This is a genomic window from Candidatus Hodarchaeum mangrovi (genome assembly GCF_975850365.1).
In genome coordinates this window covers 20915-47469 of sequence record NZ_CDLCQJ010000015.1, presented here as the reverse complement: position 1 = coordinate 47469, position 26555 = coordinate 20915, and the positions used below count along the sequence as shown (strand labels likewise).

32 protein-coding genes and 3 tRNA genes are annotated in these 26555 nt (G+C 32.3%); 22 read left to right on the top strand and 13 right to left on the bottom strand.

Translation table 11 applies throughout. The features are described from left to right. Positions 1-20: 20 nt before the first annotated feature. The 3 genes from ACWVCY_RS02080 to ACWVCY_RS02070 all read left to right on the top strand — a co-directional run bounded on the left by ACWVCY_RS02080 (position 21) and on the right by ACWVCY_RS02070 (position 2245). On the top strand, positions 21-254 hold the full coding sequence (locus tag ACWVCY_RS02080; protein WP_455139995.1) for a hypothetical protein: 234 nt from the start codon (positions 21-23) through the stop codon (positions 252-254). Positions 255-346: 92 nt separating this feature from the next. Further along, positions 347-1024, top strand: coding sequence for a lysophospholipid acyltransferase family protein (locus ACWVCY_RS02075; protein ID WP_455139993.1), 678 nt, complete (start codon positions 347-349; stop codon positions 1022-1024). A gap of 54 nt (positions 1025-1078) precedes the next feature. Beyond that, positions 1079-2245: a M24 family metallopeptidase gene (locus ACWVCY_RS02070; RefSeq protein WP_455139991.1), complete on the top strand. Its 1167-nt coding sequence runs from the start codon at positions 1079-1081 to the stop codon at positions 2243-2245. On the opposite strand, the gene ACWVCY_RS02065 is transcribed toward ACWVCY_RS02070, so the two are convergent. The 5 genes from ACWVCY_RS02065 to ACWVCY_RS02045 all read right to left on the bottom strand — a co-directional run bounded on the left by ACWVCY_RS02065 (position 2219) and on the right by ACWVCY_RS02045 (position 5054). After that, on the bottom strand, positions 2219-2788 hold the full coding sequence (locus ACWVCY_RS02065; protein WP_455139989.1) for a hypothetical protein: 570 nt from the start codon (positions 2786-2788) through the stop codon (positions 2219-2221). The two genes, ACWVCY_RS02070 and ACWVCY_RS02065, sit on opposite strands and share 27 nt — an antisense overlap. A 46-nt stretch (positions 2789-2834) precedes the next feature. Next, positions 2835-3614 carry a biotin--[acetyl-CoA-carboxylase] ligase gene (locus tag ACWVCY_RS02060; RefSeq protein ID WP_455139987.1) on the bottom strand — a complete coding sequence of 260 codons (780 nt, stop codon included), beginning with the start codon at positions 3612-3614 and terminating at the stop codon, positions 2835-2837. 26 nt (positions 3615-3640) lie between these two features. Beyond that, entirely contained in the window at positions 3641-4087 is a 447-nt protein-coding gene (locus tag ACWVCY_RS02055; RefSeq protein ID WP_455139985.1) for a hypothetical protein, read from the bottom strand. Between the two features lie 14 nt (positions 4088-4101). Further along, positions 4102-4443, bottom strand: coding sequence for a DNA-binding protein (locus ACWVCY_RS02050; RefSeq protein ID WP_455139983.1), 342 nt, complete (start codon positions 4441-4443; stop codon positions 4102-4104). Positions 4444-4607: 164 nt separating this feature from the next. Beyond that, complete coding sequence (locus ACWVCY_RS02045; protein ID WP_455139981.1) at positions 4608-5054, bottom strand: 30S ribosomal protein S19e; 447 nt, start codon at positions 5052-5054, stop codon at positions 4608-4610. Between the two features lie 249 nt (positions 5055-5303). On the opposite strand from ACWVCY_RS02045, the gene ACWVCY_RS02040 reads away from it, so the two are divergent. The 6 genes from ACWVCY_RS02040 to ACWVCY_RS02015 all read left to right on the top strand — a co-directional run bounded on the left by ACWVCY_RS02040 (position 5304) and on the right by ACWVCY_RS02015 (position 10485). Continuing rightward, the gene (locus tag ACWVCY_RS02040; RefSeq protein ID WP_455139979.1) at positions 5304-6461 is read left to right on the top strand and encodes a hypothetical protein; all 1158 of its coding nucleotides are present in this window, start codon (positions 5304-5306) and stop codon (positions 6459-6461) included. Between the two features lie 12 nt (positions 6462-6473). Then, entirely contained in the window at positions 6474-6725 is a 252-nt protein-coding gene (locus tag ACWVCY_RS02035) for a transcription elongation factor 1 family protein (protein WP_455139977.1), read from the top strand. Next, the gene (locus ACWVCY_RS02030) at positions 6670-7398 is read left to right on the top strand and encodes a diacylglycerol/polyprenol kinase family protein (RefSeq protein WP_455140066.1); all 729 of its coding nucleotides are present in this window, start codon (positions 6670-6672) and stop codon (positions 7396-7398) included. Before ACWVCY_RS02035 ends, ACWVCY_RS02030 begins: the two co-directional genes overlap by 56 nt. A gap of 2 nt (positions 7399-7400) precedes the next feature. Continuing rightward, on the top strand, positions 7401-7991 hold the full coding sequence (locus ACWVCY_RS02025) for a GTPase (protein ID WP_455139975.1): 591 nt from the start codon (positions 7401-7403) through the stop codon (positions 7989-7991). Between the two features lie 146 nt (positions 7992-8137). After that, positions 8138-10288 carry an OB-fold nucleic acid binding domain-containing protein gene (locus ACWVCY_RS02020; protein WP_455139973.1) on the top strand — a complete coding sequence of 717 codons (2151 nt, stop codon included), beginning with the start codon at positions 8138-8140 and terminating at the stop codon, positions 10286-10288. Between the two features lie 90 nt (positions 10289-10378). Beyond that, positions 10379-10485 (top strand) — tRNA-Pro (locus tag ACWVCY_RS02015). A 32-nt stretch (positions 10486-10517) separates the two neighbouring features. Here the strand turns inward: ACWVCY_RS02015 and ACWVCY_RS02010 are convergent. The 3 genes from ACWVCY_RS02010 to ACWVCY_RS02000 are packed head-to-tail and all read right to left on the bottom strand — an operon-like array spanning position 10518 to position 12806. Next, positions 10518-11696 (bottom strand): hypothetical protein, encoded by a 1179-nt coding sequence (locus ACWVCY_RS02010; RefSeq protein ID WP_455139971.1) that lies wholly within the window; start codon positions 11694-11696, stop codon positions 10518-10520. A gap of 21 nt (positions 11697-11717) precedes the next feature. Next, positions 11718-12356 (bottom strand): SAM-dependent methyltransferase, encoded by a 639-nt coding sequence (locus ACWVCY_RS02005; protein ID WP_455139969.1) that lies wholly within the window; start codon positions 12354-12356, stop codon positions 11718-11720. Between the two features lie 36 nt (positions 12357-12392). Next, the gene (locus ACWVCY_RS02000) at positions 12393-12806 is read right to left on the bottom strand and encodes a signal recognition particle subunit SRP19/SEC65 family protein (RefSeq protein ID WP_455139967.1); all 414 of its coding nucleotides are present in this window, start codon (positions 12804-12806) and stop codon (positions 12393-12395) included. 305 nt (positions 12807-13111) lie between these two features. Between ACWVCY_RS02000 and infB the strand changes: the two genes are divergently transcribed. From infB to ACWVCY_RS01965, 7 genes are all read left to right on the top strand, one after another. Next, positions 13112-14905: a translation initiation factor IF-2 gene (gene infB / locus ACWVCY_RS01995; protein ID WP_455139965.1), complete on the top strand. Its 1794-nt coding sequence runs from the start codon at positions 13112-13114 to the stop codon at positions 14903-14905. A 227-nt stretch (positions 14906-15132) separates the two neighbouring features. Further along, complete coding sequence (locus ACWVCY_RS01990; RefSeq protein WP_455139963.1) at positions 15133-15513, top strand: 30S ribosomal protein S6e; 381 nt, start codon at positions 15133-15135, stop codon at positions 15511-15513. Positions 15514-15532: 19 nt separating this feature from the next. Beyond that, on the top strand, positions 15533-16867 hold the full coding sequence (locus ACWVCY_RS01985) for a translation initiation factor IF-2 subunit gamma (RefSeq protein WP_455139961.1): 1335 nt from the start codon (positions 15533-15535) through the stop codon (positions 16865-16867). Beyond that, positions 16852-17280 (top strand): type II toxin-antitoxin system VapC family toxin, encoded by a 429-nt coding sequence (locus tag ACWVCY_RS01980; protein WP_455140065.1) that lies wholly within the window; start codon positions 16852-16854, stop codon positions 17278-17280. The genes ACWVCY_RS01985 and ACWVCY_RS01980 overlap by 16 nt, the downstream gene beginning before the upstream one ends. A gap of 264 nt (positions 17281-17544) precedes the next feature. After that, a tRNA-Thr gene (locus ACWVCY_RS01975) sits at positions 17545-17646 on the top strand. A 37-nt stretch (positions 17647-17683) separates the two neighbouring features. Further along, positions 17684-18091 (top strand): 60S ribosomal protein L28, encoded by a 408-nt coding sequence (locus tag ACWVCY_RS01970; RefSeq protein WP_455139959.1) that lies wholly within the window; start codon positions 17684-17686, stop codon positions 18089-18091. Positions 18092-18533: 442 nt separating this feature from the next. Continuing rightward, the gene (locus ACWVCY_RS01965) at positions 18534-19634 is read left to right on the top strand and encodes a THUMP domain-containing protein (protein WP_455139957.1); all 1101 of its coding nucleotides are present in this window, start codon (positions 18534-18536) and stop codon (positions 19632-19634) included. A gap of 14 nt (positions 19635-19648) precedes the next feature. On the opposite strand, the gene ACWVCY_RS01960 is transcribed toward ACWVCY_RS01965, so the two are convergent. Beyond that, a complete protein-coding gene (locus ACWVCY_RS01960) occupies positions 19649-20260 on the bottom strand; it encodes a TIGR00296 family protein (RefSeq protein WP_455139955.1) in 612 nt (203 codons plus the stop codon). A 198-nt stretch (positions 20261-20458) separates the two neighbouring features. Here ACWVCY_RS01960 and ACWVCY_RS01955 point away from each other — a divergent pair, with 198 nt between their 5' ends. Then, positions 20459-20851 carry a hypothetical protein gene (locus ACWVCY_RS01955; protein WP_455139953.1) on the top strand — a complete coding sequence of 131 codons (393 nt, stop codon included), beginning with the start codon at positions 20459-20461 and terminating at the stop codon, positions 20849-20851. Between the two features lie 7 nt (positions 20852-20858). On the opposite strand, the gene ACWVCY_RS01950 is transcribed toward ACWVCY_RS01955, so the two are convergent. Together ACWVCY_RS01950 and ACWVCY_RS01945 are read right to left on the bottom strand one after the other, a co-directional pair. Then, the gene (locus tag ACWVCY_RS01950) at positions 20859-21614 is read right to left on the bottom strand and encodes a PRK13768 family protein (protein WP_455139951.1); all 756 of its coding nucleotides are present in this window, start codon (positions 21612-21614) and stop codon (positions 20859-20861) included. Between the two features lie 10 nt (positions 21615-21624). Continuing rightward, complete coding sequence (locus tag ACWVCY_RS01945) at positions 21625-22731, bottom strand: signal peptidase I (RefSeq protein WP_455139949.1); 1107 nt, start codon at positions 22729-22731, stop codon at positions 21625-21627. Between the two features lie 217 nt (positions 22732-22948). Between ACWVCY_RS01945 and rpl44e the strand changes: the two genes are divergently transcribed. The 4 genes from rpl44e (at position 22949) to ACWVCY_RS01925 (ending at position 24298) form a co-directional block, all read left to right on the top strand. Continuing rightward, on the top strand, positions 22949-23251 hold the full coding sequence (gene rpl44e / locus ACWVCY_RS01940; RefSeq protein WP_455139947.1) for a 50S ribosomal protein L44e: 303 nt from the start codon (positions 22949-22951) through the stop codon (positions 23249-23251). Positions 23252-23287: 36 nt separating this feature from the next. Continuing rightward, positions 23288-23644 carry a hypothetical protein gene (locus ACWVCY_RS01935; protein ID WP_455139945.1) on the top strand — a complete coding sequence of 119 codons (357 nt, stop codon included), beginning with the start codon at positions 23288-23290 and terminating at the stop codon, positions 23642-23644. Positions 23645-23742: 98 nt separating this feature from the next. After that, positions 23743-23841, top strand: a tRNA-Met gene (locus ACWVCY_RS01930). 211 nt (positions 23842-24052) lie between these two features. Beyond that, positions 24053-24298 (top strand): hypothetical protein, encoded by a 246-nt coding sequence (locus tag ACWVCY_RS01925; protein WP_455139943.1) that lies wholly within the window; start codon positions 24053-24055, stop codon positions 24296-24298. Positions 24299-24314: 16 nt separating this feature from the next. On the opposite strand, the gene ACWVCY_RS01920 is transcribed toward ACWVCY_RS01925, so the two are convergent. Then, positions 24315-24497 (bottom strand): 30S ribosomal protein S30e, encoded by a 183-nt coding sequence (locus ACWVCY_RS01920; RefSeq protein WP_455139941.1) that lies wholly within the window; start codon positions 24495-24497, stop codon positions 24315-24317. Between the two features lie 111 nt (positions 24498-24608). After that, positions 24609-25574, bottom strand: coding sequence for a YkgJ family cysteine cluster protein (locus ACWVCY_RS01915; protein WP_455139939.1), 966 nt, complete (start codon positions 25572-25574; stop codon positions 24609-24611). Positions 25575-25784: 210 nt separating this feature from the next. Between ACWVCY_RS01915 and deoC the strand changes: the two genes are divergently transcribed. After that, positions 25785-26462 carry a deoxyribose-phosphate aldolase gene (deoC, locus tag ACWVCY_RS01910; RefSeq protein ID WP_455139937.1) on the top strand — a complete coding sequence of 226 codons (678 nt, stop codon included), beginning with the start codon at positions 25785-25787 and terminating at the stop codon, positions 26460-26462. The last annotated feature ends 93 nt before the right edge of the window (positions 26463-26555 follow it).

Sequence of the window (26555 nt, the reverse complement as noted above, 5' to 3'; positions counted from 1 at the left end):
TCAGCACGTTGGAAAGCCCAATGCCAGCTGATAAGGATAAAGTAAATATAATTCTAAAAGAAATTCAGAACATTCTAAAAAAATATAGACCAAATTCGACCGAATTGATGTTAATAAATCAAAAAATATCTCAAATGACCGCAAGAAATCTGAAAAAACAAGACCAATTTGATCAAAGGATTTCTCACGCTCAAACTACTCAACCTTCATCTAAGAAAGCTCAAAAGGAGTGGCATAAAATAAAAATCGACTAATTGATAATAACATTATTCGTGTGGGAATTTAATGAAGAAATATCTCAATTTTTTAAGATATGGACATTCAAGAATAATAGGGTTGAGTAGTGATGACTGCTAAAATAAAAACAAAGTATTTTTTGCACATTTATGCAGTACCAATCTTATTATTCTTCTTTTATGTATTCTATAAAATTAGAATTATTGGGAGAGAGAATGTTCCAGCAAAAGGTAGAAATAATAATGGTCTAATAATCATGACCAATCACCTATCCCACATTGATGCTTTTTTTGTTGGATTAGCAGCTTTTCCACGTTTTTACAAACCTTTTTTCTATCCTGCTGATGCTAAACTCTGGAAATTACCCTTTTTTAAACCAATATTAGCAGGTATGAATACAATTCCAATCTTCAAAGGATCCAAGAGCCATGATGTTATAAAATATCATATATTAATTATAAAAAATGGTGGATCAATTTCTTATTTTCCTGAAGGAGCTAGATCAAAAAATGGAAGACTTCAAAAAGGAAAACTTGGTGCTGGATGGATAGCTCACGCAACTAAAGCCTTGGTTATTCCTTGTGCACTTAAAAATACAAATATAGCCATGCCAGTAGGAAAATCATTCACGTTTGGAGGAGGCCCTAAGCGTATAACTTTAATAGCTAAATTTGGACCACCACTTGATTTAAGACGGTTTTATGTCTTACCTAGTTCAAAAGAAACCTCTCAGAAAATTAGTGATTTTATAATGGATGAAATTGCTACTCTTCTAGAAACCATTTAAACCAAAGTTGGATGTTTGAGGTTTAAATTTATTTTATTGGAGAGTCTATTAAAATTGCCTAGGTTTGTTACTAACGATAAAATAGATACTCTTTACGATGCTATGGAAGCACTTGGAATAGATGTTCTGGTTATAACTGATTCAGAAGATCATCGTGAAGTAAATATGAGATATTTAACTGGACATCCAGAAGATGCCAGTTTATTTGTCGATATCAAAAATCGTCAAACAATTTTGGTACCATGGGACTTCCAACTTGCTCAAAAATATGCAGAGGTTGATCAGATTGTTGATGTATCAGAATATAACGGTAGTGTGATTGCAGCTTCTGCTGAGATCATTAAAAGCATTATTAGCTCTAAGGCAAAGATTGGAGTTCTTAGATCAATCCCTTACTATTTTCTAAAAACGATTGTTGATCAAATAACTGAACCAGAGATAATTTATGATCCTATGAATATTGATAATAAACTCGATGAATTAAGAGCTACAAAATCTCCTGATGAAATCTCTAAGTTTCAAAAATCCTTTCATATAAGTAATCAATTAGTTGATGAGATAGAAAATAATTTGATGATCAAATGGGATAGAAGTTCATTTAGGGAAATTGACTTAGCAGTTTTTGTCGAAAGTCGTATGAGAGAATTAGGAGCAATGGGAGTGGGCTTTGAAACCCTTGTTGCTAGTAGTGCTAGGTCATGGCAAATTCATACTTATCCTCGTGCCCATCCTGAACTCCCCCTATACCGGAAGGGCCTTGCTCTTATCGATTTTGGAGTAGAAGGAGATTGGTTAAGATCCGATGTAACTATACCTTTTATTATGGGTACGAAAACAGATAAAATGAAAATAATTAGTGAAGCTGTTGAAGAAGCACATTATAGCGCAATTGACGCATTAAAAGAATTAACATATCTTCATGAAGTAGCTGACATTGCTGATAATATCATTGAACAAGCTGGTTTTTCAATGCCTCATGCATTAGGTCATGGAATTGGTTTAACTGTCCATGATTCACCAGGAATACGTAAAAAGCCTGTTCATGAAGCATTATTAGCAAGCTGGAAAGAAATATATATCGAAAAAGGGATGGTTCTCACAATCGAACCAGGAATATATGAACAGGATGTTGGAGGGTTCCGTTTGGAAAATGATGTTATAATAACATCTAAAGGGCCAGAAGTAGTAACTAATTCACGAACTATCACTATTGACTTTTAAAAAATAATCATTTCCAATTATCTTTCCAATTTCATTCGTAAACATTAAAGAGAGTTTCCAGTTCCGTTCAAAAGTTACTCCTCCCAAAATTACTTTTAATCCCAATTTTTTACCATAATTTACCATCTGTTTTTGTTTATCTGATAGAGAGTAGTTGAATGGTGACAAAGCATTAGCTGATGTTCTAGACTTCACTTCGATAATAAAGCCATCTAGTTCCTCGATCCATTTCGCATGGTGAAAAAACCGATTTAATCCTCTTAATTTATGAAAATAGTTGATAATAATCTCATTTAAAGAAATATAGGTCTGATTTTCTTTAGGAATAGGTCCAATACCAAAAAAGTCCATTGTTTGTTCATAATCCTTTAAAAATTGGACGAATTCCCCTGAAATTGCATTATCATCTAGGATTTTTATGGCTTTGGTTGGTCTGATAACAAGAATAGGAAAATTTGTCAGAAGGGTATAACGGACGAATTCCTCTGAAATTAATCCTCGTAGCTTGGTATTTGAACCTTTTTCAATGTTATAAGTCCACAACTTAATCACTAAAATATATATAATCCTTTATTTAAGTATAATTTAATTATAAGGAAATAATAGAGATGCTTCCAGTTGAGATTTTTACTTTCTTTGAATTTGAGGTCTTAAGTACTAATTCTCCATGTCTTGTAATATCCAATGCCTCGCCTATTATTTCTTGATTAGCTATATGAGCAGAAACTTGTTTTCCAAGAATATTGTTTGATTTTTTCCAGTTCTCAAGGATTGGATCAACCCCTTTAACTTGTAATAGATCAATATAAAATTCAATTTTGTACATAATTTCTCTTAATAAATCAAGAACATTAACTTCTCGCTTCAATTCCTCTAAGATTGATGAAATACCATCTCTCAAGGCAGATGAAAACTGATCTATATGATTATTAGCATTAATACCAATTCCAAGCAAGATATAATTAATTATATTCTGTGTAAGGCTACTTTCAACAAGAATCCCCCCAATTTTTTTAAAAGTCTTGTTAATCAATATATCATTTGGCCATTTTAAAAATAAATCTAAACCAAGAGATTTCAATGTATTTTCAACAGCTATAGAAGTCAAAATTGGAAAAATCCCAATAAATTCATGATTAATAGTAGGTTGAAATACTGAAGTAAACCATAATCCATTACGAGGCGATTCCCAGCGTCTACCATATTGACCTAAACCAGTTGTTTGAGTATTAGCTAAAATAATAAACCCTGGTTTTTCATAATTTAAAAATGCTTTTGCAATTAAATTTGTTGAACTAACAACATCAAATTTAAAAACATAGGGGCATAAAGAAGAATTTATACGGAACTTATTGATGGGTTCATCCATCTTTTTCCCCTAAATCAATATTAATCCTATCTGAAGAAGTTCTTTCCTTTATAAATAACAAGAGTAAAGAGTGCAATAAGCGAAAGACCTAAAGTCGTTGCAGTTAGAAATTGTTGTTGAGGATCAAGTCCTTGAAATTCTAATGGAAAAAAAGGTTGAAGCATAAAAAAGACAAAATAGCCAATGAAGTAAAGTATTGTAAGAATTATTGAAGTAGTTGTAACTCTTTTATATGAAGGTATAACATTTGTATCCCAATCTTCAGCAATAGAACAGGCTAATGATGTTAGGATTATACTCACACCAATAACTGTACCCGTAAGCGCAAAAAAATTGGTAACTGGATCATAATTAAGATTAACTAATGAAAAATATACAAGTGGTATTTGGATAAAGAAAGAAATTCCTAGAGATGCAATTATTAAACCTAATCCTTCCAAACGAATCCAAGAAAATTGAACAGTGGTATTCACGCTATTCACCAAATTTAACGTCGTTTAAATGTGATAGTACTTTCTCGCTGTGTTTGTATAAGCTGTTTTAACAGATTCTTCAATTGAGCATCAGTGATTTTTTCTGAAATTCTTCTAGTTGAGGCCAATTGAATCAATTGATTTTCTAATGTTGTTGCATATTCGGGTTTTGCCAATTTAATATTCGCAAGCCTTTCTCGGGCTTCATTTGTCAATATACCTTTTAATATAAGTTGACGTTGTTGTTCGATCTGGCGTTGTTGTTCTTCTTGCTGCGCTTGAGCAATTTGATCTCCTTGGAGTTGTGCAGCTCTTTTTTTTCTGAGTTCAGCAAGTTCTGGGTCTTCTTCAGCCAATTGGATAAACTCTCCATAAATGATATCCCATTATACTTCCTAAAACTTTAGGATTATAAAATCTTATAAGTTTAAATCTACAATCATTTGATTTTTGGTTTTTATAATAAAAAGGTTTTTGCTCATTTTTCAATTCCTATAGAAAACTAGGAAATAAAAATCACCTAGTATATTGCAAGTTCAGGAAAATCTTCTTTTATTTTAAATGCAATTGCATCTACAAAACTTCTTCCTTCTGGAGTCACAATTCTTCCTTCTCCCGCTACAAGTGTAACATATCCTGCTTTCTCTAGCTGATGGATAGCGTGTCGTATAATAGCACCTGAACCACCAAACGTCTTCTCAGGTTTGCTTCCACGGTTTTTACGACCACCATACATCTTTCTTAGATGAATGATCCCTATAGGCCCTTTCATGTAGATTTTTCTAAGTATTGAAGCTACACGAACATACCACCAATCTTTTCGTTGTTCTGGGGCATTATCTTTAGTAACACTTAATTTAACATAGTCTGCCCATTTAGGAGGGGTAAAAATTTCATTTTTTTCTTTAATTTCCTCTGAAATAGCCTCAATAAGGAGCTTACTAGGAACCATTTGTGCAGTAACCATTATTAATTCTCCACTAATTTTATATCAGATTATAAAGATTTTAAAGGTTTTAATTTAATCTTTGAATCGTTATAACTCTTATGCTAACGATTTTATTCTGATTTTTAGTTATTATTGGTTAATTAGAGAGAGAATTTCTAAGAAGAAAAGACAAAAAAGATTATCATTGTTTCCCTCTTTTTTGAAAATTCAGTAATTTAATTAATTAACTCGACTAAATCACTAGTTAGAAAAATCGAGGATCGCTCAATGTCTACTAAAATTAAATATATTGTTTTTTATATCTTCTTATTTCTTATGTTTATTGGCAGTGCAATAATTAATGTATCAGCTAATAACTCGATTGAAGAACGCGAAATAATAGTATTATTTGATGAAGCTCATAAACAGTTTTTTAATCGGAGTTATTATAGAACTGCTATTAGTGATATTAATTCATCAGATGTACACGTAATATTTAACTCACAGAGGATAAATAAAACAACATTTGATGGAGTGGACATATTTGTCTCAACAAATCCTGGATTGTCTTTCACGTCTACAGAACGATATTACATAAGTGAATTTTTAAAACGAGGGAAATCCCTCCTATTTCTCTCTAATCCCTTAGTTGAAGAAAATTCCACTCTCAATGGTCGTGGAGATTTATTTAACGATGTCCTAAGTGATCCAGAGTTAGAAACAGTGAGTCGATTCTGGACACGAACTGAAGATTTAACTTCGTTTAAAAGACCTGATGTAGTAGAAAATGAATTTGTTAACGCTGGTAAGCGTAATTTTCTTGTTATAAGTATAAATAGCTCTGATCATGAGATATTATATGAAAATAACAATAATATATCTTCTATAATAACTTATACATGTTCTTTAAGAAATTCAAGAGAAAATATCATTAGAGCTCCTTCCCAAGCCTATGCTAAGACAGTATTTGATGAAATTCATTCATACGCTTCAAATATAGTTATTTTTGGTACTTCAGGTGAGTCAGATTATGGAGCACATATACTACTTGGTGGATCCAGTATTATGTTTAGTGATTTAAATGACACTTCACTTGAAAAAACATGGTATCAGTCAGCTGATAACTCCTTACTTTGGAAAAATATTTTTTCATGGCTAGCTGAAGTCACTGTTGAAGCAGAACTACCTTTGGTCTCAACAGAACAAGTAATATTAGCAATTGCGGTATTATTTGGGGCAGCCATTCTTTTAACAGCCTTTGGATCTATTTTTTATACTATAGGTTCTGGAAGAAAAACGAAAATTATAAAAGTTGAACAAGTATTATCAAAAACTCCCATAATTGAAGAAAAAGAATCTCCGGAATTAACAGGAGCAGAAAAAGTTTCCAAACGGAAAAGAAGATTCCAACAGATGCAAAGAAAGAGTCCAAGAGGAAAGAAATAGAAGGAATGCATTGTGGGAAGAAAAAGAAAAAGAATTGTAAGAACAAGACCAATCCCAACATTACCTACAGTATTTGATTGCCCAATATGTGGGGGGGCGAACTCGATACATATCGATATAGATCGTAAAATTCGGATTGCGGTAATTCAATGCGGCAAATGTAGTGCTCAAGCTACACGCCCGATTCGTCCTATAGAAGAAAAAGTCGATGTGTTCGGAGATTGGTTGGACGAGCTTCTTGAAGCAGCTGAGGGCAATAATTAGTCATCTAAAAGATTCCGAAATTAATTGGGTAAAAATAATGGATCAAGAGACTAAAAGAAAAATTGTACATATTTCAATGGGATTTTGGACAATTGCTATGGTAGTATTTCCTAGAGTACTTGCTATCCTGGTGATATTAGCTGCCCTATTTTTCGTCTTGATTTTAGCTCGTCCCAAAGTGTGGAAAGTCGCATTTGACTCCATGGCATCCAGAGAGGATGAAAAAAAAGCAGGTTTTCTAAAAGGCCCATTACTCTATGTTATAATGGCATTAATTTCTTTTATTTTTCTTGATCTTCGTGTTGCAGCAACAGTTTTTGCAATGATGGCATTTGGTGACGGTTTAGCAAATGTAATAGGATCACGATATGGTCGACATCGATTCACAAGATTAAATAATAGAAGTTTTGAAGGCTTTCTTACCTTTATTGTATTCGCTTTTCTTAGTGGAGTCCTAGTTTTCTTTTTAGTTTCTTTTAATCCAGATCCGTATCCTTGGTTTAAGATCTTTAGGATTAAAGAAAATATTCATGATTTTCAAGTGATCGTAATTATTTTAGGAGTCTCTATTATTGCTGCTTTAACTGAGCTAATCTCTAAAGGTATTCTTAATGATAATGTAACTGTACCCCTTGTAACAGGTTTCTTGCTTACATTGTGTTTTGCTGTATGATTATGAAAAATAATTACTTTATTACAATAACAGGCAGGCCTAATTCGGGTAAAAGCTCATTAATCAATTATTTAAGTCATTCAAAGCAATCTATTGGGAAATATGCAGGAACTACGGTCAGAATTTCTCCTATTCCATTGGTAAGGAATCTTCACTTAGTAGATTTCCCTGGTTTTGGTAGAATAATGAAAAGATCTAAGAAAGAGGAAAATCAAATAAAAGATGACATTATTCTATTTTTAGAAAAACCTCCAGGGAAAATACTTTTTCCAGTTCATATTATCGATAGCTCTACATTTTATAAGATGGTTGAAAGTCTAGAAAAGAAGGGAATAATCCCAATCGATATTGAAATGATTACTTTTTTAGCTGAAGTGACAAGAACTTCTCCTTTTATTGTTTTTAATAAGGCTGACAAAGTTTCTGAACAACAACAAAATGAAAATTTAATCATTATGGAAAAATATCATCTTCCAGAAACGAGGTTGTATGAAATTTCTTTGAAAACAAAACAAGGGTGTTCCTTGTTAAAGAAAGACATTAAAAAAAGTGTTATAGATATTTTAGGGAAGAAATACCAACAATGGGACTAAAAATTTTTTAGTTATAGTGATAAAATTAAAATTATGATTATATAAAGTAAATGGACAATATTCTAATAATTTCTTAAAATGAATTATAATCCAGAAACTTTGAAAAAGCAAAATATCGATTATGTTTAGATCACATGGTGTTGAAAATGAGTAATGTTGAGGACTTAATTCAAAGGGTAATTCAGCAAACAAATTTGTCTCGTGCAGATATTATAAAAATGATTGAGGAGAAAAAGAAGGAATTACTCTTTGTAAATGATATAGCAGCAATTCATATCTTAGCTAAAGATTTGGGTGTACCCTTAAAAAAACCTGAACTAAAAAAAGCCCCATCCTTAACAATAAAAAAATTAAAGAGTATGGATGCAGGTCTAACTGGAATTAATATAACAGGGGTAGTATTTCGGGTTTATAATCCATTTGAATTTCAACGTGAGGGAAATAAAGGAATATTTACACCAATCATGTTACATGATGGGACTGATAGAATTAAAGTTCTGTTGTGGGGGAATATGTCTCGTTACATTACAGATAAAAGAGTGGAACGTGGAACTATTATTACTATTAAACAAGCTTATACAAGAATGGGAAGGAATGGACAGTTAGAGGTGCATTTAGGGGATCGTGGATTACTCGAAATTGATACAGAAATTGACAACTCAAAATTTCCAGACCCAGAGGATGAAATTGTAGAACTAGATAAATTAGATAATGAAATGGAGGAACTAGATACACGAGGAATAGTTGTTAAAATTGGAACACGAAGAGTTTTTAATAGAAAAGATAATACTCAAGGATCAGTGACAAATGTAACTTTGAAAGGAAAAGCAAAGCTCATAAGAATGGCTTTCTGGGATAGTCGATCAGAAACACCATTTGATTTTTTAAGGGGAGATAAGGTACTTATTCAAGGAGCAAGAGTAAGTATCAATAGAGATGGTAATCCTGAGCTTCATGCTACTAGAACAACATCTATAACTAAAGAAGGACATGAAGTTTTACCTGAAATTGAAGAGAAAAGAATAATACAAGAAGATCTTAGTTATCAAACTCCTGTGATAAAAAAAATAAAAGAATTAAGTGATAGAGATGAATTAGTTACATTAGTTTCTCGAAAAGGGCCAGTTGAAGAAGAAAAGGAATTTAAACGAGCAGATGGAACCCAAGGCACATTAAAAAGAGCTTTAATATTTGATGAAACAGGAATAATCCCTTTAGTGATTTGGGGAGATAAGATTGTATCTTTTGATTCGCTTGATGATGGTCCAATTGAAATTAAAGGTTTAAAGGTCATTATTTCCCGATATCAGAACCTAGAAGTCCATACAACTAATTTTACTGAATTTAATCAATTAGATACTTCCACAATAGGTGATGAACCTCCTCTTATAGATATTCAAGATTTAACATCCCAATTTAATCTAGTAGCTGTTCAAGGAGTTGTTTTAGAAATAAGTGAGATAAGGGAATTCAATCGTACTGATGGATCCACAGGTAAAGTAGCATCAATGACGATTCAAGATACTAGTGATGAGCTTCGTATTGTTGCGTGGGATGAAAATGTAGAAAAATTAGAAAATATTAGAGAAAAAGATTTGAAATATGTTAAAATTTTCTTTGGAAGAGTAAGAGAACAAAATGAGGGAATTGAATTGCATTTAACACCCCTCAGTCATATTCGATCTTCTTCAAGAATACCTGTTTCACTTCGTAACATAGAACTCGGTAATCAAGGAGATAAAGACTCTGAAATTAAAAAATCGGTTATAGGAGAATTTAATTATATTAAAAAGCAATTATCAGAACTATCTGAATCAGAGGATGGAACTTTAATAGAAGTTATAGGGAAAATGGTACGTGTTTTTCAAACTACTCCGTATTATTACTCATGTGGGGAATGTTGGAAGAAAGCTGAAAACAAATCCGATGGTTGGTACTGCCCTCAACATGGAAAGACTGAAACACAATTACGTATGAGGCTAACAGGAATACTTGACGATGGTACTGGGACAATTCGGGTCACATTTTTTGGAATATCTGCTGAGATAATTACAGGAATGTCAAATAAAAGTCTTAAAGTATTATTAGAAAAAGGATCATCGGAAGATCAAATCTTTGAAGCTGTCCAGAAAGAAGTAGAAGGAAAAACAGTTTTAATTCAAGGACGGGTTCAAATCCAAACTCAAGAATATCTAGGGGAAACTATGAATCAACAAGAATTATTTGTGAATCGAATAAATATACCCGATCCAAAGGTTCTCACTAATGAATTGTTGATGGAACTACAAAAAACTTAACTTGAAGTTTACAGAGAAATGTATTCATTAAAAAAGGTTATTTAACAAAATAGAAACATTTTTTTGTAAATAATAACACCATCAAACATAAGGGATGTAGTCTAGCTTGGTTTTACTTGAATTTTTGTAAAGTTCAAGGACTAAATGATTCCTGATTTGGGATCAGGCGATCGTGGGTTCAAATCCCGCCATCCCTATATTAAATTTTACTTTAAAATATTTTTAGTATTTATTTGTAATTATAGTCCTTTAATATAGTGATAATCTCCGATAAAGGTGCTGTAGTTTTAATTGAAGATCCAGAAAAATGAGTTCTACTACATCTAAAACCTTTATTTTTTAATAAATTCATTATTTGAGTAATAGGTGGCAATCGTGAATTAATTTGATCCGCAATATTAGGTATATGGAATGACCAAGGAACTGGAATTTGAATTTCTTCTTCAATTCGTTTAATCAGTTTTTTTAAGAGATAATTAGTTCCTAAGTTTGATAGATGTGGATCATTTAAAATTTTAGTAATATAATTTGCATCGTGGAGTAATCCAAGATAAATTGGGCCTATACTATAACTATCTGTGGAGTTACAACTTGAACAGGTATTGATTTTTCCGATGGTTGAAGAATAGATTGTGTGACATTTTTTGCATTGTATAATAAATCCAGTTTCCGATATAATCTTTTTAACTCCTCTATATCGAACAAAAAAGACACGAATAAAATGTCTATGGTAGAAGGTTAAGATTGGTATTAATGTTTGATTGTGAATTAATGCTATACGTTGAATTCCTGCAATGAGAGCTCTGGCAGCAATTTCGTGAATATTTCCTATTCGGATGTCAAAATGACTTAATCCATATTTTGCATATAGTGCTTTAGGATAAACTCCAGCTAAATTAGCTAGATCAGTTGCAGTTAAAGCAATTAAACCCTTGAAATTTAATATTTTAATAGCATTTTGAACAAAAGGAATAGGACTTCCATATGGGTCAATGTCTATATAATCAAAAATCTCTCTTTCTTGATTTAAGTGCTGAAGGAATTGATTTGCCTCCATATTAAATAACTGAATTGATTTTCGGGATTTTTGAGGTAATAGGGAGATATTTTGCTGAAATATAGCCAGTGCTTTGGGATTTAAATCATTACTAAATAGATTTGAGTTTAGGATTTCTTGATTGTATCGACAACTACGAACTCCTATTCCACATAACGGTTCACAAATTTTTATAGAATCAACAGCGTGAATAATTTGGTATGCACGAAGCATTAAAATAGATATATCGCGATTTATTTCCTGATAAGAATTAAAAAATACTTCATCTGACTTGTTTGGAGCATTACCTTTTATCGATGAGACTGGAACTAAATATTCTCTTCTCCCCTCTTCAATGTGAATAAGTTCCATTTGATTTCCCAATTTAAGAGTTTATTCTTTGACAAGAAATTCAATCTGGTATAGTTCCTTAAGTATTTTCTTACCTCGTACAGCTACAATGTATGTTTCTGCACTTTGTTTACGGGAAGTTGGTGGTTTATAGATTGAAACATTTTCAAAAAATAATTTAATTTTGTCTAAAAGACTCTTTGACAATTCTCCTTGGAAAATTTTTGTAACAAATTTCTTTGCACAGAAATAATTCGATATACCTAAAGCTACCTCTGTTAACCAAATTTGACGTGCATGATCAATTTCCCAGCTCCCTGAAACATCGGGTGAACAATCAGCTAGGACAACAATCTCCTTTATTTCTGGATTAAAATTAGATACTTGAGATTGTAATTCTTGAATTGTGGAGAATTTAGTAATGTCACCTTTTATAATTCCCGTAATTCCAGGAAAAGGTTTTACACGAGCTAGATCAACAAGAAAAATAGATGCGCAACCATTGGTTCTATCACGAGCAACTTGAGAAAATCCTCCAGGAGCTCCACATAAATCGATAATTATCTGATTCTTAGAAAATATTTTAAATTTTGTATCCAATGCCTGGAGTTTATAGACTGCACGACTTCGATATCCCTCTTTTTTCGCTTTCTTTGTGAAAATATCCCTTTTTTTTCTCACGTTCTGTCTCACTCTATTTGAGTATAATTAATAGGATTACCGGCGTCGTTTTGGCCTAAATTCCGTAGATTCGTGACCTGATTTGGGTTTTGTTATTACATGAGGTCTAATTTTTGGTTTTTTCGCTTCTTTTATAATTTCCTTTTTCTGTTTCTCTAAAGCAGGTCGGATGATATTTTTAACTGTCTTTCCTATGTTAATAAGGAGTTGTTGTTTTGGTTCCTTATTTTCGATCAAAATTAAGCCCTTAGGATTCCACCATTGTCTTGGATAAGCTGAATCTTTTTTTAATTCATATTTATAATCCATCTTTTCTGCAGCGAGTTTTATTTCAATAAGAGTAGGATTTTCGATTGCCAATGAAAGCGGAAGACGTCTTCCTTCTTTACGAGTGAGAGATTGGTCAAAATATTCGGGATAAACAAAGTAATGAGAATTATCACGTCTCAATAAAAAATGAATCTCCTTTTATGCCTTAAAGTATTGATAATTTTCCTTTAAAAATATCATTTATGGATGATATATTTTTTTTTTCTCTTTCATTGAATAAAGAGGAAGGTAATTCAATAAAATCTAATTTCCATAAAATTAGGGATAAATTACTTATAACAGATTAATCTGGAAAGATTACTCATTTCTAAATTATAAATGTCATGTTTTTCATGGATTTTGGTACTTAGTTTGTTAATAACTTTTAATTGTATTAAATTAAAAGAAAATCAAGAATAATATATTTTGATAGGCTGGTGAAATTAATGACAGATGAAGAGGTAAAGAATGTTCATATGAGGAGTCCAATAACTGTCATATTAGGTCATGTAGATTCAGGAAAAACTAGTTTACTTGATAAAGTTCGAGGAACAGCTGTTCAATCACGAGAGTCAGGAGGAATAACACAACATATAGGAGCTAGTTTTTTTCCAATTGAAACTGTATATTCATTATGTAGTACCCTTATAAGTAAGAGTCAAAAGAAATTACAAATCCCTGGAATTTTGATAATTGATACTCCTGGTCATTCTTCATTTATGAATTTAAGGCAAAGAGGAGCAAGTGTAGCTAATTTTGCTATTTTAGTTATTGATGTAAGAAGAGGAATACAACCTCAAACAGTAGAGTCACTCCGTATCCTCGTAAAGCAAAAAGTCCCTTTTGTAATAGCTGCAAATAAAATTGACCGCTTATCTGGCTGGAAAAGTTATCCTAATGAACTTCTTTCGCGATCTATCTCTAAACAATCATCAATGGCCCAAGAAGCATTACAAAATGTGATATATGATATTATGGGGGAATTGAGTCATTTTAAACTCCAAGCTGAGAGATTTGACAAAATAAAATCATTTGCAAAACATATAGCAGTGATTCCTACATCAGCAATAACTGGTGAAGGCATTCCTGAACTTTTTTTAGTACTTTCTACTCTAACTGAACAATATTTAAAACAACAACTTCAATTACATCTTACAAAAGGAAAAGGAGTTGTTTTAGAGGTTAAGAAAGAAATAGGTCTTGGAACAACTTTAGATGTAATACTTTTTGATGGCATAATTCATCAAAACTCTAAAATTGTGATTGCTGGAGCAAATGGCCCCATTTCCACCTATATTAGAGCCATTCTTCTTCCTAAAGAGTTAGATGAAATTCGAGACCCAAGAAATAGATTTACTCATGTTGATCAAGCAGTAGCTGCTATTGGTGTCAAAATTGTCGCACCTAATATAGATGAAGCAATTGCAGGGTCATCTCTTTATGTTGTAGATGAAAATACTGAAGAGGAAGCGATTCAGCATATCAAAGATGAACTAGCTAGCATATTGATAGAAACCGATAAAGCAGGTGTTATTGTAAAAGCTGATACCTTAGGATCACTAGAAGCTCTTGTCAATTTTTTAAAAGATTCTAATATCCAAATTAGATTTGCTTCAGTAGGTGACATTAGCAAAAAAGATGTTTATCAGGCTTCATTATCAAAAGAAAAAAATGAGGCTTATGGAATTATTCTTGGATTTCGTATCAAACTTTTACAAGATGCAAGTGAAGAAGCAAAACGAATCCATATTCCTGTAATTCAAGATGATATTATTTATCGTTTAGGAGAAGAATATGATAATTTCAGATTATCTATTCAAGAACGGTTACAAAAAGAAGCGTTGAAAGATCTTAAACGCCCTGCTAAGATAAAAGTTCTTCCATATGTGTTTCATCAATCTAATCCTTGCATTATAGGAGTGGAAATCGCTTCAGGATTACTTACACCACAAATGTACCTAATAAATAGGGAGAACAAGAGAATTGGACTTATACTACAGATACAAGACAAAGGAATAAATATACAAGAAGCTAAAGTAGGCGATCAAGTTGCAATGAGTATAAAAGGGCCTACTGCTGGACGTCAAATAAAAGAAGGGGATGAACTTTGGGTTGATGTTCCTGAACCTGATGTGAGAAGAATGATTGCAGAAAAAATGATTTCAGGGACTGAAATGGATGCTTTGACTGAATTAATCGAAATAAAGAAACGTACCGTTAATAAATATTGGGCTGTCTAGTAATATTTTTCACAAATATTATACTTACAGATTCCATCATAAATCACATAGTAGAACAAATCTAACATTTTTGTAGATAAGGAGAAGCCCTAATCAAAAGTATAATAACTATTAAGAATCGTTAACTTAAATTCCTCTATAACGTTTAGAACTTATTAACAAATGTGAAATAAATAACTAGGTTTATTTACGCTTATTAATCTGTTCAATCTACAAGTGATGAAAAAATGGTTCGTTTTCAATTGAATTTAGCCGATAGCAAACAAAGCTATAAGAAAGAAATTGATGCAGATAGTATGACTCGTCACCTAATTGGTAAAAAGATCGGTGATGAAATTGATGGAAGTTTAATTGGATTTGACGGCTATAAACTGAAAATTACAGGAGGTTCCGATCAATCTGGATTTCCAATGGCTTCGGGGGTGGAAGGTGGATCCCCGAAACGAATTTTGATAGGCCATAGAGCAGTTGGATATAAACCCAAACGCAAAGGAAGAAGAAGACGAAAACGAGTTCGTGGTAGCCTGATTTCAGAAGATATCTATCAAATCAACCTAAAAATAGAAGAAAAGACAAGTAAAGCAAAAGCTATTGAAGAGTTGCTTTAACTTATATTTGAGGTTTCTTATGCCAGCTAGAAAAAAGCGATCAACAGCTAAGAAGAAAACAGCTACAACTGAATCCATTAGTGCTGATAAAGCTGAAAAAGATTCGGAAAAACTTGTTGTTAATCAAGCAGAAGTTTCTATAGGTATGATAGGACATGTTGATCATGGAAAATCAACACTGACTCAAGCTTTAACAGGAAAGTTCCCCGATACTCACAGTGAAGAAATTCGTCGTGGAATTTCAATTCGCCTTGGTTACGCTGAGTGTGAATTTCGAGAATGTCCAAATTGTGAAAGTCCGCAAAAGTATTCAACAGCAAAGATTTGTCCAGTATGTGGCAAAGAAACAATTTTATTACGAAGAGTAGCTTTTGTTGATGCACCAGGCCATGAAGTTCTAATGGCAACCATGTTATCGGGAGCAAGCATCATGGATGGGGCTCTTCTTGTAGTTGCTGCAAATGAAAGGGTTCCAATGCCTCAAACCCGAGAACATCTAGCTGCAATGGACATCATTGGAATGGAAAATGTAATAGTCTGTCAGAACAAGATTGAACTTGTTTCTGAAAAAGATGCTCTAATAAATTATAAAGATCTTAAGACATTTATTTCAAATACCTCTGCCAAAGAAAGTCCAATCATTCCGATTAGTGCGATCCATAAATCAAATATTGATCTACTAATTCAAAACATCCAAGAGAAAATTCCTACTCCTAAGCGAGATGGATCATTAGCACCTCAGATGCTTGTAGCACGCTCTTTTGATATAAATAAACCTGGTCAAGCTCCAAGTGGATTGAAAGGTGGTGTTGTCGGAGGAAGTATAATCCAAGGTAAATTTTCTGTTAATGATGAGGTTGAGATTCGTCCTGGGTATCGAAGGGGAAACAAATGGCAATTAATTAAAACGAAAATTACCAGCTTAAGGAGTGGATTTGGAGAATTAGAAACAGCACTACCTGGAGGATTAATTGGACTTGGAACACTTTTAGATCCAGCTCTAACTAAGAGTGATACCTTGGTTGGACAAGTGGTAGGATATCCAGATCAGCTTCCTCCAATATGGGATACACTCGAATTTAATGCAACATTAATGGAGCGTGTAGTAGGAAGCGAGACACAGTCCATAGTTCAAAACATAGAACCTAATGAAAATTTAATGTTAAGTGTAGGAACGGCAAAAACGGTTGGGAAAGTCATAAAGTCATCTAAAAAAGGTGTACATATCGAACTGCGTATACCAGTTTGCTCGGATTTAGGCACAAGAATTGCCATAAGTCGAATGATAGATAGACGATGGCGATTAATCGGTTGGGGATTAATTAATGGAGGCAAGGAATTACGGATGAATTAATAAATTCCTCAAATGGAGAAAATTTCCTTCCTATATTTCTTGATACTAATTTCTTAATGGCATTAGGACAGTTTACAAATTTTAATATATCATCTGAATTAGATAGAGTTATTCCTAGATCAAGACAATTAATAGTATTAGAGCCAATTTTTCAAGAAATTCAGAAGCTTTACGAAACTGGGAATCCAAAAACAAAAATTGAAGCAAAATTAGCCTTGGATTTTGTAGAAAAGTATTGTATAATACGTTCATCTCCTTTCAAGCATCGAAACGTTGATTTCATTTTATTATTCAATTCTGAAAAAGAAAATGGGATTATTGCCACTAATGATAATCGTTTGAAGAAGATGGCTAGAAATAAACAGATTAAAACCCTTTATATCCGAAATAAACGCATATTAGAGCTTCGTTGAGTAATAGATAATGAAATTGAATCAAAATCGAATAATTCCCATCTACAAGGATGATAAATAATTAATCAAATTGAATGAAACAAATTTAAATTCATCTAAAATCGGGAATATTAGAAGCAAAACATGCTTTTTTGTCTAATAGACCAATGTTCTATTATTTTGAGTCTAAAGGACAAATTAAAATCATGTAAAAGGTTCTTTGTACATATTCAGAGGTCGAAATAAATTTATAAAAGTTTTCAGTTGAGATATATAAGATTTATTGCCGCTGTGGCTTAGTTGGTAGAGCGACAGACTTGTAAGATATTAATATTCTCTTATATCCTTGAGATCTGTTGGTCGGGGGTTCAAGTCCCCCCAGCGGCTTATTAGTCTTGAATATAGGAAAAAAGAGATGAAAACCATGAAAGATTCAAATCTAACCACTTCTTGGAATTATTTAGATAAAGGTCATTGTGCATTTAAATCCTCCTCCAGTGGAAACAAAATTAGATGCAATCATTTATTTACAGTTACTGGTGTTCATACATTAACTGATTGTCCTCTTGTTCAACCAAAATACATTTCATTCCAACAGCAAGAAGGAATTGTTTACCTAATTGAAAAAAATCCTGATGCAGCACCAGCATCAATGTGGGGGTTCACTGAACTTCCTATTGATCGTGAAAAAGCTAAAAAAGTTGTTGAGAAGGTTTTAAAGAACATTAATGAAGAATTACATGATGCAATTTGGAGAAAATTTGAACAGCGGTTTGATGTTGCAAAAATAATTCAAACATCAAAGGAATTAGAGGAAGAAGAAGATTCCTAAAAGATATAATGAATTTTTTAGTAGTAATAGTATAACGGGCGTTATGATGAAACCTGACAAGGATGAGTTCTTCAATGAATTATTATAGTTACTCTGACACGCTCGTTATTTTCATCTCTTATTGTTAAAAATTTATAGCTTCCATCCTTAAATTTACCTGATTAGTAGTTTCAGTAGTGAATCGGACAATTACTTTCAATTTAAACAGTAAATCGGTTGATATTGAATACTTGTAAGTAAGACTTGAATGATTACTATTCACAAAGCTTCTCAAGACATTCAAAAGCTACTAAGATTTGTTCTAAATTTGTGAAATAAATATTATTTATCCCTACAAGCTAACCAAGTAAAATAATGAATATAAGATACTAGATGTCAAAATCGCTTAAATCCAATATTAACTAATAATTATTTAATTATAAATCAAGAAAAGAATTCAGGAATGACACTTGCTATGAATGGTCTAGCTTCTCTAGTGAGTAAACAAGTAATTTTAATACGTCCAGGGGGAGAATTAGGGATAAAAAGTCGTCGAACGCGCAAACGAATGATTTCAAACCTTAAAAAGACCCTGAAAGAATATAGTAGTATCAATCAAGGATTTAAGATTTTTGAATATCGAGATCGATTGATATTGGAATTAGATGATGATTCCTACATCAATGAATATGCGGAGTCGATCAGTAAAACTATCAGCGGAATTTCTTCTTTAAGTATCGCTTTTGTAGGATCTTCAAATGAAAAGGACCTCCTAAACTTTGGGTTAACATTTTCTAAAGAGATTATTGATGCAGAAGGGAGTTTTGCAGTACGTGTAAATAGGGAAGGTAACCATCCATATAATTCACTCGAAATTGCTTCTAAATTAGGAGCATTGATTAAAACGAACATCCCTAACCTTAAAGTAGATCTAGCTAATCCTGATTATAAAATTTATTTGGATATTCGTGGTGATTTTGTATTATATTATACAAAGCGAATTATAGGAATTGATGGAATTCCTACCAAATCTCAAGGTAAATCTTTGGCAATTATTAGACCAAACACGAGTTCACTTTTTGCTGCTTGGTTGATGAAGAAACGAGGAGTTGAAGTCATTCCATTATTCTTCAAAACTGATAAAGAGAATTATATAGATTATATGCATTTAATTATGAAAGAATATTTTCCTAATCCATATCTTATAGATATTTCCAAGTTCTTAAGTGAAAATCAATCAGAATTTGAACTTTGCTTACTATGTCAATTTTTTTGCGAAAAATATGCTGAAAAAATTGCGCACAGAGAAAACCTTATGACAATTATATCTCCAACATGCTTTAATTGTAAGAATGAAATAATGAATCTTAAGGCACTAACTTTTTTAGAGAAAAATCTTGAGGTTTCCGTGATTCGACCAATTCAAATGCATTATTTTGGAGATAAATCTCTATTTCAAGAAATTGATGCTTTACCTTGTTGTACCTACAAGAATAAGATCGAGATAATAAAATCGAACGATAAACCGTACGAAATAAACATCAATTCCTATCTAGAGCAATAATGGTTAAACTCCAATTATTTCATGATAATAGGACCATTAGGAGACATTTCACCAAATATAAATCCTTGAAACCGATATATTTTGGTCTTCATGTCCCTCCAAGAATGAGATGGAAGTCCCGCTTTTAAACAAACATGATTTAAATATTGTAGAAGATCCCATTTTTGTTCTACAGGTACTTGTGGTAATAATAAACCGCGTTGGTATAATGACCTCTGGGCAATTAAACCATGCTTACCAATTATAATGTGATTTTTGTATTCATCTGAATTGGTAACTTTGATTAGTTCGGGGACTGTAAGAATTGTTACCTCAATAGTTATTTGACCCATTTCATCCATAGTTACAACAGGAAATCGAGGATCGTTAATAGCTGCATCAATTGCGCTTTTAATAGTGGATTGAATAAGAGTGCTGTTTGGGCTCTCTATCCTTCCAATGCAACCACGAAGATCATGTTGCATGGAATTTTTAATTTTATGAAGAGTAACAAATACACCTGATTGATCAAAGAGATCTTCAGGAGCGTCAGTTGGAACTGGAATGACGGTTTCTTTGTTACTTTTTAAAATGGTCTCTATTGCTATTCTTGCAAGCTTTACTAAATACTCTCCAGAATAACTCATTAAATCAGCTCAATTTTTTATTCTAAAGCGTCTCTAATTAATTTCTCTTTATATCTGATTGATATTTTATATTGCAGATAAATAATTTTTATATTATCGCCTTAATGAATTCCGCAAAAGGGTTATTATTAAAACTTAAAAATTTGATTAATGGGAAGAATTTTTGAATACCGTACTAAAAATCGTTGTGAATAAAAGATGAGCAAGGAAAGAAGAGATATTAGCCAGAGGAAAATACGACGAATAAAAAGAGATCAGGTTGATACTGAAATTGAAGAATCCTCTCAATTAAGCAACCGAATTGAAAAGATCCTTACTCCAAATACTAAATTATATTATTCTAAAGTAGTATTCGGGATTGCATCTGGGTCTCTCACAGGATTAGGATTCGTAATATTTAGTATTCCGCCAGACTTATGGATTGTATTCTTAATCTCGGGACTTGCTGCGTGCTTAGGATTCGTTAGGTTTTATCTCAAGATATCACAGGAAGATATTGATCTTAAAAGGTTATTATTTTCTGGTACTTTTACATATGTTATATTATTTATTGTGCTTTGCTCATTAATTTGGATGATTATTGGTGGCTGACCATAACTTAGGTTAACCAATCTTCTCCTGAAACAAAATTTCGACTCAATTGAGCAGCAAGTAATTCAAGACCATCACCAGTCAATGCGCTTACTGGAAGAAGAGGGATTTCCCCCATATCTTCAATCATTTGACCTGTTCGAAGTGCAAATTCACGTGTCAATCCATAGAGCTCTTCTATATCCTCAAAAGGATCTTCTCGCCAGTTTAAAATTCTTTCAATTTCTGATTCTTTTAATAAGTCACATTTTGTCATAATATGAATAATTGGGATATTCAGTCTTAATTGAACAGAAGTTGCCAAAAGATTAATAGAAAGAAATCCTGAGATATTTGAGACAAGTGCAGAATCAAAAAGAAAGGCTAGAAGCGTGGAATCTGTGGGAAAACTTTGTGTTAATTTTACACCTGAAAGACGATATGCAAAAAGCTCCATTTGACCTGGTGTATCTACAAGAACGAGATCAGAGCTTTCTCCTAAATCGATAATGTCCTCTTTTATTTCAGTAATATAATCTACAACCAGATCAGCAGCTGCAATCATTGCTCCATTTGGGCCTAATTGATATTCATCTACAAGACGCTCATAATCAATATATTCTCGAATGTCAATATCTGCTTGATAAGGTATATGCTGAACTGCAGGGTCAAGATTTACTGAAGTAACAGTTGCACCTTTTGTAATCAAGAACCTCATCAATGATGAAGTAAGAGTAGTTTTTCCTGATCCAGCTGTTCCAACTAAATAACAAATATTTACCATTTATTAATCACTAAATTGACAGGATTAAAGGAAATGAGAAAAATTGTATGGAAGAAGCCAAAATCCCTCGTGATTTTATTGTTAGAATAACTGACACTTGTTGAGATCCTGTAGTGTTAAAATATCCAACAATTCCTCCCTCTAATACTTTGGTCCCAATAAAATCATAAACAATTGTCCATTGATAATAACCAGGTATATCCTGGATTTTTATGTGAAAATAGTGTATATTATTCAAAAATCCATGAGAAGTTACTTTAATTTGTATTGGAAAAAAATATACAGTAGTATTATCCCATTGCGTCCAATAATCATTAGTAGATAAAGTAATAGGACTTTCTTGAGTGGAATGTAAAAGATTATTTAATCTTGAGGTATCACTAGTACTGTAAAGACTAACTGAGGGTTTTGAAATAATTGCAGATATAAAATTTGAGCTCAAAAAGGAAAAAAGAATTATTATAACAGTAACGATGTAAATATATTTACGCTGAAACAAAACTCGTAGATTAATCTTGGAGATACTAGATAAATCATTTTTACTTCTGTTTTTATTGATTTTTTGAGAGGTTTCATTACTTGTGTCGTCTCCTGTAAAAAGTATAATAATAGCAAGTGCAAGAATTATTATTCGACCCGCAGTTGACTGTATTAGAATTAAAAACCAACCAATGTGAGGGATTCTGAAAACCACAACACCCTTTATATTAGATTCATAAACAATCCAGCTATCGGATCTGATATTATTGTCTCCATTCGTTTTATAAACATATTCTCCGTTCACTTCCCATTTATCAATAATTCTATGAACAACAGGGATATCATTTGTATTATTAGATCGATGAAAGACGATAACATCTCCTACATTAATATTTTCAGGATCAACTTTTCTAATTAATAAAATATCACCACGAAATGGAATAATTGGGCTATAATCATCATTCTGAAAGCCATTATAAACTGGCAACATACTCCCTGTAGTAACTGCAACTTGTGGGTTACTAGATCCAGCAAGATAAATATTCAAACCTATAGAGATTCCAAGGGCCATTGCTGCTGCTATAACTAAGAGGGAACCGATTTCGATTAAACGTTTGTATTTCGGATTAATAGGCAAATATCATCACATGGAAGGATTTTTCTGAACAATTTTATCTGTAACATGGAAGATTCTTATTTTCCAATCGACAGTTATACTATTCGTATTAGATAAATAAGAAATTTCCTAATGAAGTAATCACTTAACTTTTAACATAAAGTAAAAATTGAACATATTGACGTCTATCGGAAAAGTAAAGATAGAATTACTATATTTCCTAAGGAGTATTTCTTAAATGAAAATACCAGCCAAAATGCGTACTTTTTGCCGAAACTGTAACAAACATACCCCTCATAATGTTAAAATAGAAAAAGCAAAACAACGTGGAGGAGGAATGAATCAGGGTAGTCGAAGAGCAGAACGATGGACATCAAGAATAGGTAATCATGGACGTTATTCTAGAAGACCTATAGCCTCAAGAAATATGACAACAAAAACAACTAAGAAAGTAGATCTTCGGTTAACTTGTGGAGAATGTGGGAAAAAATGGTCACGGAGTCGTCCCAGATCTAAACGTGTCGAGTTAATAAGACGTTAGCTTTAAGTAAGAGGAATTCAATCTAGGGATTGGAAGATGAATGAGAAAAAACCCTCAAACTTAAATGAAAATGATTTAGATCAGTCAGAGGATTTTGATGATGAAATATCACAAGATCCACAACAGATAAAAGATCGATTAGGACGAACAAAGAAACGAATATTAATTGAACTATACCGTGATTCAGTGGGTTATAAGAGATTAAGTAAAATTATTGGTGTTGGATTGGACACCGTAAGAAGTCATATTAGAACAGGAAAATATAGTAGATCCCTTTTAGAGATGGGATTAGTCGAAAGAGGTGAGAAAGGATGGCAATTAACTCCTTTGGGACTTCAAGTCACTGAATTGTTACAGCAGGATGCAGAATATAAAGCATTCTTCTTTGATTGAAATTTACATTATATCAATCCTTAAAAAAGAAAACAAGTGTTATGTTCAACTAGACTCTTAGCGATTATCTTGGCTGAATATGCAATTTTTAATCAAAAAGCGGCTTAGGGTAGCTAGGTTATCCCGCGGGGCTCATAACGTGCCTATCAAAACGTGAGAGACCCCGAGATCGGACGGTTCAAATCCTCCAGCCGCTATCTAAATTTTAACATAAATTGTTTATATCAATTCTTTAGCATCAAGGATTAAGTTCAAAAATTATCTTTCATAGTGATGAAAATCATTCTTATTATTCCTGGATTATTTGAGGATGAAATTTAATAATATTCATGAATAAATACAAGTTCTTCCATGATAATCTTTTTTAAGTTAGGTTACTCAAATTATACACGAAAGATTAACCGTGAGGTGCAAAAGTTAGCGAGATCAAAAACTCCTTCTGAAGGTAAAAAATCTAGTAAAAAATCATTCTGGTTTGAATTCGCAGATAAAAAAGGAGTTAATCCATATAAATCTGCATGGGCTGAATTTGATACCCAGGAAAAAAAGAAAAAACAATCATCTATTCGATATTGTTCTCAATGTGGATATGGATTAGTTATGGAGTCCCGCTATTGCGAACGTTGTGGATTAAGGGTTAAAAGGGATTTATGAAAAAAGGAAAAAATAATTACATACCTGAATCTCTTCGAAATTCGGGTTGCCCAACAGGTATTTCCCTTTCAATTCGTTTGATATAATTTTTCTTATTCCGTTGACTTGGGATAAGCCCTTTACGGGTTCTAGCTTCGACTTTAGGGGTTTGATTTCGAACTTTACCCGCTTTGGTAAGAGAACCGTGACTTCCAGCCATTTAAAATCTTCCTTTACATTAATAAACTTCTATAGTACGATTTAAATACAAGTTCAAAAGTTTTCTTTATCCAAATAGATAGAATATTTTTCAAAAAATTAGTCTTATAAACTATTTTTCAAGTTTTCCTTGATTGAGCTTTTCTTGAGATGCATCTCCACTAAGAATTACCGAAATTAGTTTAAATAATCTTTTAAGTTTTTCATCTGTTGAATGAGAATAAAAATGACCCCAAAATTCTGGAAGAATCGAACGAGCTAATAATGATCCATAATTTTGAGCTAAACGTGAATCATAAGAAAGATTTGTACTTTTATTTAATTCAACAAAACCTATCAAATAAAGATAGAGAGAAGCTAAAGAAAAAATAAATTTTGAATTTAAAAATGAAAGCTGTAATCCAATTGGACTCCAGCATAACCATTCAAAAACAGATTCTAGAATTTGATATGAATAAACCTCTTTTTCGTTGTTCAACTCTGAATTAAAATTTTCAATAAGAAAATCTATATTTCGATCCTTAAATGTTTTTGAGGTTAATTCGAGTGAATTCATAAGGAGTTGAGGTTTCATTTGTCTTTGAAATTCTATTTCTTGATCTATCCTCTCTCTCTTTATTTTTTGAAAAGGATTATTATAATCAATCTCTTCACCCCAATAATTATTATATCTATTACTGATCTTTGCAATTAAATCCTCAATATCTTTATTCTTAATGTGGTATTTTTGGTCTGCCACCCAATCAAACGAATTACCTCGACATGGGTTAATCCAGACCAAAAGATTTTTTTGATCTATCCTGCAAAATATTAATGGATAGGTTTGGCAAGTGAGGGGTTTATAAGATGTATGGTGAAGGATACATTTACCTTCTAGTGTCAGAAATGGACATCCATCACCACGTTTAAGGAAAAATTGTGAATTTTTACTTTGAAAATATGGTAAAAGATATGAATATTTCTCGCAAATATTGTTCTTCTCATCCTGAAATAATGGTAAGTCGTACTCACTTGCACAGCACTTATAATGACAATTAAGACAATTATATCCAATTAATTTTGAGAATCCCCTGATCATATAGTGATTTCTCCATTAACATCTTGCATATTACAACACAAATTTGAATTACATAAAATGATAAAACCTCAAAAATATGCCACTTTAAAATCATAGCTAACTCCAGAATAATAATTTTCAGTAGAACCTACAATATTAATTCAAAATCATTCAAACTAATAGTAAAGCAATCAGATTAGGAAACATTTGATGATTAAAAGGTTGAAAACTATGGATGATAAAGTGATAGTAAAATATATTGATCATACAAATTTAAAAGCAGATGCAACAGAAGAAGAAATTAAGAAGCTCTGTGAAGAAGCAAAGAATTTTGGGTTTGCATCAGTATGTATAAACCCTACGAACGTTGTACTTGCCGCAGAAATTCTGAAAGGGTCAGAAGTTAAGGTCTGTACTGTAATAGGTTTTCCCTTAGGAGCAACCACATCTAAAGTAAAAGCTTTTGAGACACGAAACGCAATTGCAAATGGTGCACAAGAGGTAGATATGGTAATAAATATTGGAGCCCTTAAATCAGGTAACGATTATCTCGTTGAAAAAGACATTGAAGCAGTGGTAAATGCAGCCAAAGGTAAAGTTATTGTCAAAGTGATCCTTGAAACAGCTTTGTTAACCAAAGATCAGATTATAATGGGTAGCTTACTTGCCAAGTCAGCTGGGGCAGATTTTATTAAAACTTCTACTGGGTTTAGTACAGCTGGTGCTTTAATTGAGGATATAGTATTAATGCGTAAAACGGTTGGATTCGAGATGGGTGTTAAAGCTGCAGGAGGAATACGAACACGCAAAGATGCTGAAGAAATGATTAAAGCGGGTGCTACAAGAATCGGAGCATCAGCATCTTTAGCTATCGTGAGAGGTACATCTGAGGATAAAAAGAAATATTAAAAGAATTTAGATAACAATCTAGCCCCTTAATTGTTAATTTTTCAAAGTGAAGTATGAACTAGGCATAATTCCAATAAATTATTAGAGCTATTA